Origin of the sequence: Parasutterella excrementihominis YIT 11859 (genome assembly GCF_000205025.1) — a bacterium.
Taxonomy (GTDB): Bacteria; Pseudomonadota; Gammaproteobacteria; order Burkholderiales; family Burkholderiaceae_F; genus Parasutterella; species Parasutterella excrementihominis.
This window is the reverse complement of record NZ_GL883699.1, coordinates 22340-34918: the sequence shown is the minus strand read 5'-3', so window position 1 is coordinate 34918 and position 12579 is coordinate 22340. Positions and strand designations below refer to the sequence as shown.

The following is a 12579-nucleotide window of genomic DNA, read 5'->3' as shown; positions in this document are numbered from 1 at the left end:
GAAATGAGCAACAAATTTCAAAAAGGTTTCATTTTCAGACAGGAAAACTGTGTCGGTTGCGGCGGCTGCTCTGTTGCCTGTCAGATTCATAACGAACTGCCCGAGGATGTCCGCTTCCGCAAAGTGGACCTCTATGAAGTGACGTCCGCAGACGGCCGCGTCAGAGACGTTTGGTTCTCTCACGCCTGCATGCACTGCTCGAACCCGACCTGTCTGGCAGTTTGTCCGGCAGCTGCTTTCACAAAGCGCCCTGACGGGATTGTAGTTTTGGATAGAAATAAGTGCACTTCCTGCGGTTTATGCAAAGAAGCCTGCCCGTATGACGCGATTACGATCAGCAAGATCGACGGCAAAGCAGCCAAGTGCAATCTTTGCGTTGAACTCTTAGACGCCGGTCTCAATCCGGCCTGTGTCGACGGCTGCCCTGTCAAATGTCTGCAGGTCGGCAACGTCACTCAGGTGCTGGCGCAGAAAGCCTCCGCTTCTAAACAGGGTATCGGCTATTCCGACGGCCCCAATAAACCCAACATGATCATCATCCGAGAAAGAAAATGACATCTAACGGGCAAAAGAAGATGCTTGAGGTTTTCAAAGATTTATTTTTGAAGCCCGGTCTTCCTTCGACTTGCTCGAACCTGCAGCTTTGGGCACAAAGCAGCGGCTATCCCGCTCTTGCTGAAGAAGCGAAAGAAGCGGCCCTGCACCCGGAGGAGACAGAAGCGGAATTCAATCGGCTCTGCATCGGTCCTTACCGCTTAATCGTCGTCCCCTATGAATCAGCCTGGGTGACGGGGTCGAGAAAGCTCAACGGACCGGTAGCAGAAGACGTAGCGAATTTTTACGTTGCCGCAGGCCTCTCCAGTGCTTCTCTGTTGAATGAGCTGCCGGATTTTTTCGGCAATGAACTTGAGTTTCTTTATTTCCTTGATGCGCTCTTTGATGAAGTGCGCGGAAAGGGGAACCAAGAGCAGCTGCTCAAAGATATTCAAGGTTTGTCGGATGCTTTCCGCGCAGAGCATTTTGACAAATGGTTCGAGCCGTTTCTGGACGCGATTGCAGAGAACACTAGTCAAGACTTTTGGAAGGAAGCCTCTGCAGCGCTGAAGGCTGAGCTTCGCCGAACCCAAGCCGTCTAACTTTTGCCCGCATTCCAAGGAAAAAATATCATGAACAAATTTTTAGCCTTATTTGCTTCCGTCATGTCGACAACGGCTATCGCCCAAGAGACAGCGGTCAAACAGCCTGAATTTTGGTCTCCGGTGGTTGAACACCAGATTCAAAGAGACATCCCTCAGTATTTGGGTTATACCGATAATGCGGGTCTGCTGATGTCTACGTATGACCCGAATTCGGTCTCTTCCGGTTATCTCGGCTTTTTGCAGTCTGCCGAAATGATCTCGAACCTAATCTTCGCTTCTATCGTTGCGGTTGCTGTTCTCTTTGCAGTTTTCGTTTTAATTAACGGCCGCGCAAAGCTCACCGAAGGTTTTTCGGGAAAATTGGTTCAGCGCTGGTCAGTAGGAGACGTTGTCCTTCACTGGTGCGTCGCGATTCCCTGCATCATCCTGATCCTGTCCGGATTCGTTATCGGCGCCGGTAAGGTCTGGCTCGCCCCGATGATGACGCCGGCCCATTTCCACAGTCTCGTATACGCCAGCGTTTTGTTCCATAACATTTTTGCCATTCCCTTCATCATTGCTGCGGTGATTCTCATGGTGAAATGGAGCAAAAATCAGCTTCCCGAAAGCTGTGACGGCAAATGGTTCCTTGCGCTCGGCGGTTACATCAATATAGGCGGCAAGGCTAAGCACCCTGATGCAGGGTTTGCCAATGCCGGTGAGAAAGCTTTCTTCTGGACCTTCACAATCTTCGGTCTGGCGCTTGTGGCTACCGGCTTGCTTCTGCTGTTCCCCGGAATCTTCGGAACACTCTCTAAGAACGGCGCACTCTTAGCACTCATTATCCATATTTGCAGCGCCGTAATCCTCGGAGCCTTCTCCGTAGTCCATATCTACATGGGCGCTGTCATGAGCGAAGGCGGTATGGAAAACATGCTGAGCGGCAAGTGCGACGAAAACTGGGCGAAACAAAATCACAACCTCTGGTACGCCAAGGTCCAGGGTCAGAACAAGTAAACGCCTCTTCGGCTCCGCTTCTTCAGGCGGAGCCGAACAAAAGAATCTCTAGGATTAAAACGATGTTAGACAGAAGAACACTCTTAAAACTCATCGCCTCAGGCACGGCTTTCACGACAGTCTCCCCGAAAGTTGTGCTTGCTAAGACTCCGGACAAACATTACGCCATGGTTTTTGATGTCAGAAAATGTACCGGCTGCTTGTCCTGCACGGTGAACTGCAGCATAGAAAACCAAACCGAACCGGGACGCGAACGCACGGTCGTCAACCAGCTCTCATTAACAAATGACGACGGCGTTGCCATGATCGCGCTTCCCAATCAGTGCAACCACTGCGAGAACCCGACCTGCGTTAAAGCCTGTCCGGTCAAAGCAACTTATAAGCGTCCCGAGGACGGCATCGTAGTGATCGACTATGACAAATGCATTCATTGCATGAACTGTACAAAGGCCTGCGCTTATGGCGCTAGAAAACCGGATCCGACTCATAAAAACCCGCCCGAAAAATGCAACTTCTGCATTCACCGTCTGCAGGAGGGTCTGCTTCCCGTTTGCGTGGAAAGCTGTATCGGTGTTGCCCGTTATTTCGGTGATTTGAATGATGAAAACAGTGAAGTGCACCAATTGATTAAAAACAATAAAACCTACGTGCTGCTGCAGTCCGCCGGCACAAAACCGAATATTTTCTATATCGGTTTGCCTGAGAACTTTGAAGATAAGAAATGGCTGCAGGCCGATTTCAAGAACTGGCAGCGATAAGGGGAGGAATCATGGCAAATAACGCAAATCATTTCGGCAATCCCGCAGCACCTGAACTGAAAGTCAATCGAGCAGGCGTTGCTTTACAGCCCGGTGTTCGAGTAGGCTTTACACGCTGCTTTACCTGCAACAATATGTGCGGACTTCGTTATCGTGTTGACGAAGCCACTGACAAAATTACGAGACTCGCCGGCAACCCTTATTGCGAAGTCGTTACCGGAGGAGCTCCGCTTCCTCTTAAGGCATCTGTAGCGGAAGCTTATCAGGCGCTTTACCTTGGAAAAGACGGCAAAATCTTTAGAGCGACTTCCTGCGGTAAAGGTGCCAGCGGCCTTGATTCCGTCGATGATCCTTATCGCGTTCTAAAAGTCTTAAAACGCGCCGGCAAACGAGGAGAAGACCGCTGGAACACGATTCCTTATGAACAAGCCCTCCAAGAAATTGTCGAAGGCGGCAATTTGTTCGGAGAAGGAGAAGTTCAAGGACTGCGCGCCATTCGCGATACAAAAACACCTGTGGTGCCCGGAGTTCCCGAGTTCGGTGTAAAGAGCAATCAATTATTTGCGACATTCAACGAAGAAGATACGATGCGCGGAAGCCTTTACGGCAGATTCATGCGCCAAGGCTTCGGTACGGTAAACGTCACGACAAAACACGGTTATTGCGGGGCTCCAGTCGGCGTCGGTTACGCCATGGGTCTTGCTCCTGAGATCGGCGCGGGCATGTGCGATGTTGATTGGGATAATTTTGAGTACGCGATCTTCATCGGTACAGCACCCGGCTGCTCCGGCGCAAGCATCAACAGGACGGGTTCAGGCTTAAGCAAAGCACGCGTAAACCGTAATGCCAAGTACGTTTGTGTGGATCCGATCTTAAGAAGCAACGTGACGAAAGGAACAGGGGCTCAGTGGGTTCCCATCCGCCCAGGCGAAGACACCGCATTCCTGCTTGCTTTGATTCAGGTCATTTTGAATTCCGGTAAAGAAAATCAAAAATTCTTAAGCACTCCGAATGAAGCCGCCGCGAAAAAGATCGGCGAAATCAATTGGTCTAACGCCTCCCACCTCATCAATACAGAAACGAAAACTTTGGCAGATGCCTCAGAATTCGGTTTGGGAGAGAAAGGCGACGGCGTTGTTTATTCGGAGGGCGTTCTTCAGGCTGCTTCAAAGAGCGGTCCGGCAGAACTTTATGTGGACAGAGTGTTCACCAATGCCTCCCCGAAAAACGTTCGTTATAAATCCGCTCTGCAGCTTTTAAAAGAAAGTGCCAATGAGCACTCTTTGAAATATCTTTCTAAAGTGTGCGGTGTGCCGGTTGAAACCATTGAAGCGGTAGCGAAAGAATTTACTTCTCACGGAACCAAGGTCGTGGCCGTCTCCAATACCGGCAACAACGGCTGGGATTCTGTGATGAGTTCTTGGCTGATCTGTATTTTGAATACTCTGGTCGGTTCTCATGACCGAAAGGGCGGGGCGGTTTACGGCAACGGCGCCTTCATGGGATTCAGCGGAAACTACGACCTGGAAAATGTTCAGGGCGGCGTGAGTCAGGACGGCGTGGTGAGTGTTTGCAGGAACTATCCCTATGAAAGCTCCACCGAATACGCCGAGCACGTTAAGAACAAGGAAAATCCGTATCCGGCCAAGCACGTCTACCATCCTTTAGCTTCCGACTACACGGGGCTTAATGCCGCAGAAGCACTGCTTGCCATTGCCAATGAAGAGCCTTATCAAGCTAAAGCGCTGATTAATTGGCGCAGCAACCCCGTTTACAGTGCCAGTTCATTGCCTTGTGAAGCAGAAAAAGCTCTCCGTGATACTAAGAAGCTTCCTCTGTTTGTAGCGATTGACGCTTTTGTCAATGAGACGAACAGGAATGCCGATTACATTATTCCGGATCGCGTCATGTTTGAAGAATACGGCTGCGACAGAACATGGGGTAACTTTGACCAATGTGTGGTTGCCGGAGTCCCTGTTGTCACGCCGAGAACCGCTTTGACTGCAGACGGCCGCCATATCTGCATGGAAGAATTTATTTTTGACGTTGCGAAAAAATTGAATCTTCCGGGCTTCGGAGAACAGGCAGTTGCTAAGAAAGACGGAACTAAAGCTTCCTTGAAACGATTTGACGATTGGTATGCCTACTATCTGAGCAATGTTGCTTCACAGTGTGAACATTTGCCCAAAGTTACGGATTCCGACAGAGAATTAGCAGCTTTGCCCCGCGCGATGAAACCGCTGGAAACGGTACTGACACCGGAAGAATGTGCTCAGGTAGAAGCACTGCTTTCTCGCGGCGGCTACTATGAAAAATCAGAGAAATACAACGGGGACTTCTTAGCGAACGGCGGCGGAAAATTCCTGCAAATCTTTAATCCGGCCATCGCAGCTCAGAAACACTGCTTCAGCGGAGAAGCCTATCCCGGCATTCCCGCCTATGAAAAGCCTAAGTTCTTTAACGGCGAACAGTGGGAAAAATATTGGGATAAAGATCAGTATCCGTTGGTCTTATCAACCTATAAGCCGATCCTCAGATCCAACTATTCCGGCTTCTTTGACCACTGCAACCAGGTATCGCCGCAGAACTTCATTTACATGAATAAGAATTCGGCGCAGCTGTTCGGCTTGAAGGATAAGGACCGTGTCATTTTGACGAGCCCGGACGGAGTAACGGCTGAAGGCGTATTGGCTTGCGACGACGGCGTTGCCGAAATGACGGTTTGCGTTCCGCATGCCTACGGTCACTGGGCGGGCGGCGCTGAGGTTAGAGAAGTTGATGGTAAGTCGCTTCCGGTCGCCAGACGACGCGGTGGCGGCACTGCGGTTAATAGGCTGATCCCTGTGGATCCGACCCGACCGGGTGCAGTGAAAGTGCTGAACGATTACTATGCAGGTGCTTTCTGTCGGTCCGGCATTCCGGTTAAGGTAGAACAGTACCGAGAAATGAAACCGATCGGATGTCCTGTTATGTAGTTCTTTAGTTAACAGATTCTCTTGGCCGAAGAAAAACACTTTTTCCATCTATGCAAAAAAGAAATCGGCCAAGAGAAGATCAAAGTTTCTTCTTGTCTTGTTGAAATAGCATTGGGGTGAATTTCATAAAACTAGAGAAGTTTTTGGAGCCTTCGGGCTCTTTTTTTTTCGAAGGTGCCGTGGACATCCAAAGAGGCGAGACACTGGACGCTAAACCGGGAAATAAGGTCACGTCTGCTCCGCCTTCATGTTAAGAACGTCCCGAATTTGGACACCGCCGAATCGATTTTTGTCTAATTTGTCTGAATGAAATATAAGGAATTGGAGTATTTGATAAAACTAATAATAAGGTTCAGATCGATATTTGAAATTAGGTAACACAATTTGCACAACGTTTTTGCAAGATCTTCAAAAGAGATCTATCTCTTTGAATATATTTATAAACATTAAACATAATTTTTGTTTTTTTTTGTTTTCTCTATACGCTTAGATTCACACCTCGGTTTGTTGACCGACTTTGCGTAAACGGCAAAATGTTCTTTTAGAATTTGCCTGTCGCTTTTGAAACTCTCTCATCAAAATGATCTGAAATCTCACATGACTAACCAGAGAGTTTCAGATGAAAGTTTCAAAAACAGCAGTTCTTGTTTTGTCCGCCTTAACCTGCGGCGCTGCTATTGCAGCTGCTCCGTCTTCGAGCGTTAAGCTCTATGGAGTATTAGATACTGGTGTCTATGCTCACCATGCATCTAATGGTCAAACCATTGTCGAAATGGCTTCAGGTATAACAAAAGGCTCTCGCTTCGGCCTCGAAGGTCAGGAAAACCTCGGCAACGGATACAAAGTTTATTTCCGTTTAGAGCAGGGTTTTGAAAGTGATAGCGGCGATGCAAAAGATGCCGATTCTGCCTTTTACCGTGACAGTTATATGGGTGTAGCCACTCCGTTCGGTGCATTTGAACTAGGCCGCACAGGTGCTCTGACCGCAGGCACCCACGGCGGTATCGTCGGAGGAATGAGCCCGTTTGGGATCACCTGGAAAGAAGGTGCATTGACTAAAGTCTTTGCCGGTAATATCGCAGCTCGTGTAAATAATATGGTCAAATACGAGTCGCCTGAACTCAGCGGTTTTAAGCTCTACGCCCAATACTCAAACGGTATCGACGATGACGATGTCGTCTCCTCACAGAAGAATCGTTACATTGCTTTAGGCGCAACCTATCGATATAAGAATTTAAAATTGATCGCTGCCTTCGATAATTTGTTCTACAACGATTCTGCTGTCAAAACAGATGCCGGAGTGGCTGCCGGCAAAGACCTGAAAGATCAGAGAACCTACAACATTGGCGGAACATACGATTTCGGAGATGTTCGTATGTACTTAGGTTATCAATATGGCCAAAACATTAAAACTCCTCGTCAGGGGGACGCAAAGGCTATCGCGGCAGCCAAATACGACAGCAAAGACAGCAAGGCATCTGAAGGTTACGATACAAACGCTGTAACACTTGGAACGAAAATCAAATTATTCGGCGGCGAGCTGAACGGCACATTTGGCTATGCTCACGCTAAGCGTGATTATCAGGATTCTAAGGCCGATGTTTACCAAGCGATGCTCGGTTACAAATACCCGATCTCCAAGAGAACTTACGCTTATGGCGCTGTCGGATACATCCATGGCAAATCTGAGAACACCAAGTTATCCAAGAAGGTATGGAAACACACCGTAGAACGCGTCAACACAAGATCTTTCTTTATGGGTCTGTGCCACGAGTTCTAAGATCTAATTGATTATCTTTAGGTTTACTCCTGTTAATGGCTTCCGGTCGGCTACATGCCGCGGGAGCCATTTTTTCTTTCACAGATACTCGGGCCATAAAACACTTATCCCGTTGGTTCAAACGCCGGGTCGAAAACCGAATTCCTGGCCTAATTGATGAGAAAATTTCACTCATAGAAGAAAAACCAAACTCAACCCAAGCGAGAACATCATGCCATCTCATTGCACAACGAGTTCTGATAACTGCATCGGCTGCGGAACCTGTATTCTTGTCTGTCCGAAGCGCCTGTTAATTCTTGATAATGGTCGTCCAAAAATGATCGAAGGACGGGAGCATCTTTGCAACGACTGTGGACAATGCACAGCATATTGTCCGGTAGGGGCCGCTATTCACAACGGTATTTTGGCTGCCGATCTAGAGAAGACATCAATGCCTTCTTCTTCAGCCTCAAAAACAATTATTCAGGCCCTCAAACAAAGACGTTCATATAGGAGTTTTTCCTCTCAGCCAGTGAAGCAATCCGATCTCGAAAAGATTCTTGAAGTGGTCGGATATGCGCCCTCGGGTGGAAATAACCGTTTTTTGCGTTTAATCATCACAAAGCCGGAAACGACTAAAAAATTTTTGGAATTAATCGCACAGTGGTTCGACGGGGACTGTCGAACCGATCCGGTTTACGGCAAACGTTATGCGAGCAAAATCGATTCCATCCTAGAGCGTTATCGTGCAGGACAAGATCCTATTCTCCGTAATGCGCCATCGGTTGTTTTCAGTGTCGGACCTAAAACCGCAGTTTGGGGCAGCGTGGAGAGCGGGATTAATCTGACTTACTTCAATCTTGTAGCAGAAACGATGAATATCGGTTGCTGTTTTGCCGGTTATGCAACCGCTGCCGCAAAAAGAAGCTGGGAAGTTCGAGAGCTTTTGGGGATTAAAGAAGACGAGGAATGTTTTAGTGCGATGTGTTTCGGATACAAGACGATTCGGGCTCAGCGAATTCCGACTCGTCGATTAGTGGAATTCAAGACAGTCTGAAGCAGTTAAATATTGTCTGACCTGATTCTTCATTCTTTTATTTTCAGTGAGATTCAATTTTTAACCCCTTCAGAGATAAGTTGTGTTTAGGTCAATTTCTAAACTCTTATTCTTGATTGCCCTTGGCGCAGCTTGTGCGACTTCTGTGTGGTCTAAGACGATCACTATTGGCATCTTAGATACGATTGACCCCTGGTTTTATGTTCAAACCTTCGGGCCAACGATGGAACATTTGAGAAAGGTGATTCCTCAATATGAAATCAAGTCCGTCGAGTTGTCGTTCGAGAACCTGCAAAAGGCGATTAAAGCAGGAGAACTCGATTTCTTTATTGCTCCGAGTGGATTCTTTGCCTATGTGGCAGAATCTGCCGGCGCGCGCCATATTGCAACACGCCATCCTCAAGGAGCCAAAGATCCTTCTAAATCTGTAGGCTCTGTATTTGTGGTTCGTGCGAACGATTCTCGGTTTAATACTCTTTCCGATTTGGTTAGGGTTTCCGTTGCTGCGACGGACTCAAATTCCTTCGATGGCTGGATTATTGCGCTAGGAGAACTACTTCTTCAAAACTTAGATCCTAAAAGATTGTTTTCAGTTATTACCTATACGGGTTATGGGATACCGGACGTCGCCTCTATGGTGCTCAATAAGCAGGTTGACGTTGGGATACTCAAGACTTGTGATCTGGAGCAATTCGAGAGGGAAGGGACAATAGCAAAAGGAGCCCTAAGAGTACTAAACCCTAAGAATGACTCTTTAATTTCATGCAAAGTGTCCACAGACCTATATCCGGATGTTGTCTTTGCTTCCTTACCTAAAGCAGACTCGAATTTAGTTAAGACAGTGTCAGTGGGACTGCTTACCATGGATCGGACGAGAGGTGGAGACAGTTGGGGCTTTGCCAGCGACTTTACGCCGGTTTCCTCTTTATACCGTTCTCTGGAAATCGGACCCTATGAGTACTTAAAAGAAACCGGATTCATAGGATTTGCAAAACGATACCGTCATTATTTATATGGCTTCGCTGCTCTATTGATCTTAATTCTTCTTTATACGGCTTCCGTGAGAAGAATCGTCAGCATCAGAACCCGAGATCTGACTATTGCACTGAAGGAAAAAGACAAAGCCGAAAAAGAGGCTCGCGAGAGCAGAGAAAATCTCTTCCAGTTAGAAAAAGCCGGCGTTGTGAGTGAACTGTCTGCGATGTTTGCTCACGAAGCCCATCAGCCGATCGCGTCTCTAATTAATTATGCCGACGGCCTAAAGCTTTATTTGAAAGGAAAACGCGAAGATCCATTAGTGCAGGAAGCGCTGTCAGAAATTTCAACGCAGGCAGATCGACTTTCAAAAATCATTCAAAGAGTCAGAACCTACGCAAAACGGCAGCACCACGAAGTTAAGCAAGAAAACTTATCCGAGATAGTAGATCGAGCGTTGGTTTCATTTAGAAGATCGTCTCTATCTTCAGGAATAGATGTCGAGGTAAAAGCTCCCGGTAAAGCTGATGCTCTTGCCGACGCTCTTGAACTTGAATTGCTGATTGTGAACCTGCTCAAAAATGCCGCTGCAGCCAGCAAGGATAGCCGAGAAAAGTTAATAAGCGTCCAATTGTCGGAAGAAGCAAACGAATGGCTGTTAAGTGTATCTGATCATGGTCAAGTGATTTCAGATAAATTATTAAGTCGGCTTTCGCATCCCGCCAAGAGCTTTTCAGACGGCTTAGGTTTGGGACTTTCAATCTGCCGTCTTATCGCAGAAAACCATGGAGGCAAATTAACCTTTAAGCCGAATAATTCCAAAGGCTTGATCGTGACGCTTCATTTGCCTAAAGCTAATAAGGAGATTTAGAGTGGAAGCCCTAATAAGAATCGTGGATGACGAAGAAACGGTTAGAAACTCAGAGATTTTTATTTTCAAGCTTGCAGGAATTCCTGCTGCTGCCTATTCCTCAGCAGAAGAATTTTTAGCTAAAGATGATTTGACCGTTCCGGGCTGTATTATTCTGGATCTCCGAATGCTGGAAATGAGCGGTCTTCAGCTCCAACGTTGTTTGCTGGAGAAAGGCAGCGATCTGCCGATTATATTTTTAACGGGTCACGGGACGGTGGATGCAGCTGTAATGGCTCTAAAAAACGGCGCAGTAGATTTTCTTCAAAAACCGGCTAAGCCTGAAAGGCTTCTTGAAGTGGTTAAAGTTCATCTGCAACAGAACAAGGAATTACGGTTGTCGAAAGCACTTATTCAAGAAAAAATCAATAAATTTGAACGCCTGACGGATAGAGAAAAAGAGGTGCTTCGGGAAGTCGCTACAGGCAAACTTAATAAACAGATCGCTAATGAGCTAAATATTGCTGAGCAAACCGTCAAAATCCATCGAGGTAATGCGATGCATAAGCTCGGACTTCGCTCAGCCTTGGATGCGAGTGCATTTTTACTCGATATCGGGAGGGTTACTGGAGATGAATAGAAGGAGCTTGTTTTCCGCTTTTCTCTTAACGATCCTTCCCCGACCTTCCCACGCCGGTCTTATTGAAAACATCTTCAGTAAAGGTAAATCTTGGGATGTAATCGTTGTCGGAGCAGGGGCGGCCGGATTATCAGCGGCCGTGGAAGCTGCTGATAACGGCGCTTCTGTGCTTCTATTGGAAAGTCAGCCGGAAATCGGAGGAAATACTTTAATCTCCGGCGGATTTTATGCCTCGGTAGATAAAAAACGTCAAGAAAAACAGGGAATTACTGACTCTGTAGAGTTGCATGTTCAGCAAACTTATGAACTCGGCGGCCGTTTAGGAGATCCTAAATTGGTGAGAACAATGGTGACAGAGGCGCAGGAGTCGCTCGAATGGCTGGAAAAATTAGGTATGCATTTTCAGCCTCGAGTTTTTGAACTTTATGGTGCCCATTGGCCCAGAGCCCACATTCCAGTCTTGCCTCTCGGACAAGGATACATTCGAACCTTGGCGGATGCTTGTGTAAAGCGGAGAGTCGAACTAAAGGTTAAAAGCGAAGTTCGAGAAGTATTGACTAAAGACAATAAAGTCATTGGTGTCGGGGCTTATTGCGGAAATGAGTATAAGCAGTATTATGCGCGCAGAGGAGTGGTGCTTGCGGCCGGAAGCTTTGCAGCTAATCCGGATTTAATACAGAAGATCTCGCCGAAACTCAAAGGGCTGACGACTAACAATGCGCCCGGTTCTAATGGGCTTGCCATGTTGGCAGCAGAAAAAGTCGGAGCAAAACTCGTCAATCTAGAATTTATTCAGTGTTTGCCGGGTTGCCCGCCGGGTAAAAAATATCGTGTCCGTTTTCATAATGACGTCTCTCATTTCATTTTCGTGAATAAAAACGGAGAACGGTTTATCCGTGAAGATAGTCCCAGAGATGAGTTCAGAGACGCCGTTCTCTCGCTGCCTGAAAAGTATGGATTCATCATTATCGACGACGAAGGGTTTAGAAGGGCTGGAATTTTAGTGCAGAAAGAAGCTGTAAAGGCAATTGAAGGAGGGGAGGCTTGGAAAGGCGAAACACTTAAAGAGCTTGCCGACAAAATGGGTGTTCCTGCCGATAATCTGATCCGCACCGTTGAAGACTACAACGAAGGGGTTAGGTTGGGTAAGGATCGTTTGGGCAAGAAAATTCATTCCTTAACGCTTCCGATTGCTCATCCCCCTTTCTGGGCTTGCTATGCAGGGATGACGGTCCATTACACTGAAGGCGGTATCGCCATCGATGAAAAAACTCGGGTTTTAAACAAGAACAATCAGCCGGTCGCGGGTTTATATGCTGCCGGAACAATTACAGGGAATGTCCACGGTAAAAATCGTCTTGGAGCAAACGGACTGGCGGATGCCATTGTGTTCGGACGTATTGCCGGACGCCAAGCTGCTAAAAATTAAA

10 protein-coding genes are annotated in these 12579 nt (G+C 47.3%); all 10 read left to right on the top strand.

Features of this window, described 5'->3' with window-relative positions:
• Positions 1 to 3: 3 nt before the first annotated feature.
• On the top strand, positions 4 to 555 hold the full coding sequence (locus HMPREF9439_RS05250) for a 4Fe-4S dicluster domain-containing protein (RefSeq protein WP_008864022.1): 552 nt from the start codon (positions 4 to 6) through the stop codon (positions 553 to 555).
• A complete protein-coding gene (locus tag HMPREF9439_RS05245) occupies positions 552 to 1136 on the top strand; it encodes a TorD/DmsD family molecular chaperone (protein ID WP_008864021.1) in 585 nt (194 codons plus the stop codon). Before HMPREF9439_RS05250 ends, HMPREF9439_RS05245 begins: the two co-directional genes overlap by 4 nt.
• A 30-nt stretch (positions 1137 to 1166) precedes the next feature.
• Positions 1167 to 2135, top strand: coding sequence for a formate dehydrogenase subunit gamma (locus HMPREF9439_RS05240; RefSeq protein ID WP_008864020.1), 969 nt, complete (start codon positions 1167 to 1169; stop codon positions 2133 to 2135).
• A 62-nt stretch (positions 2136 to 2197) separates the two neighbouring features.
• Positions 2198 to 2893, top strand: coding sequence for a 4Fe-4S dicluster domain-containing protein (locus HMPREF9439_RS05235; RefSeq protein WP_008864019.1), 696 nt, complete (start codon positions 2198 to 2200; stop codon positions 2891 to 2893).
• A gap of 11 nt (positions 2894 to 2904) precedes the next feature.
• A complete protein-coding gene (locus HMPREF9439_RS05230) occupies positions 2905 to 5868 on the top strand; it encodes a molybdopterin-dependent oxidoreductase (RefSeq protein WP_050789278.1) in 2964 nt (987 codons plus the stop codon).
• 619 nt (positions 5869 to 6487) lie between these two features.
• The gene (locus tag HMPREF9439_RS12905) at positions 6488 to 7648 is read left to right on the top strand and encodes a porin (RefSeq protein ID WP_008864016.1); all 1161 of its coding nucleotides are present in this window, start codon (positions 6488 to 6490) and stop codon (positions 7646 to 7648) included.
• A gap of 211 nt (positions 7649 to 7859) precedes the next feature.
• Positions 7860 to 8684 carry a nitroreductase family protein gene (locus HMPREF9439_RS05220; protein WP_087941994.1) on the top strand — a complete coding sequence of 275 codons (825 nt, stop codon included), beginning with the start codon at positions 7860 to 7862 and terminating at the stop codon, positions 8682 to 8684.
• Positions 8685 to 8766: 82 nt separating this feature from the next.
• Positions 8767 to 10530 (top strand): sensor histidine kinase, encoded by a 1764-nt coding sequence (locus tag HMPREF9439_RS05215; protein ID WP_008864014.1) that lies wholly within the window; start codon positions 8767 to 8769, stop codon positions 10528 to 10530.
• Positions 10531 to 10552: 22 nt separating this feature from the next.
• Positions 10553 to 11149, top strand: coding sequence for a response regulator transcription factor (locus HMPREF9439_RS13335; RefSeq protein ID WP_217176397.1), 597 nt, complete (start codon positions 10553 to 10555; stop codon positions 11147 to 11149).
• Positions 11142 to 12578, top strand: coding sequence for an FAD-dependent oxidoreductase (locus HMPREF9439_RS05205; RefSeq protein WP_008864012.1), 1437 nt, complete (start codon positions 11142 to 11144; stop codon positions 12576 to 12578). The genes HMPREF9439_RS13335 and HMPREF9439_RS05205 overlap by 8 nt, the downstream gene beginning before the upstream one ends.
• Position 12579 lies beyond the last annotated feature (1 nt).

Bases quoted from the DNA above. Each gene is read 5' to 3' on its own strand.
- HMPREF9439_RS05245 (WP_008864021.1), top strand. From the start codon at position 552: ATGACATCTAACGGGCAAAAGAAGATGCTTGAGGTTTTCAAAGATTTA.
- HMPREF9439_RS05235 (WP_008864019.1), top strand. From the start codon at position 2,198: ATGTTAGACAGAAGAACACTCTTAAAACTCATCGCCTCAGGCACGGCT.
- HMPREF9439_RS12905 (WP_008864016.1), top strand. From the start codon at position 6,488: ATGAAAGTTTCAAAAACAGCAGTTCTTGTTTTGTCCGCCTTAACCTGC.
- HMPREF9439_RS05220 (WP_087941994.1), top strand. From the start codon at position 7,860: ATGCCATCTCATTGCACAACGAGTTCTGATAACTGCATCGGCTGCGGA.
- HMPREF9439_RS05230 (WP_050789278.1), top strand. From the start codon at position 2,905: ATGGCAAATAACGCAAATCATTTCGGCAATCCCGCAGCACCTGAACTG.
- HMPREF9439_RS05240 (WP_008864020.1), top strand. From the start codon at position 1,167: ATGAACAAATTTTTAGCCTTATTTGCTTCCGTCATGTCGACAACGGCT.
- HMPREF9439_RS05250 (WP_008864022.1), top strand. From the start codon at position 4: ATGAGCAACAAATTTCAAAAAGGTTTCATTTTCAGACAGGAAAACTGT.
- HMPREF9439_RS05205 (WP_008864012.1), top strand. From the start codon at position 11,142: ATGAATAGAAGGAGCTTGTTTTCCGCTTTTCTCTTAACGATCCTTCCC.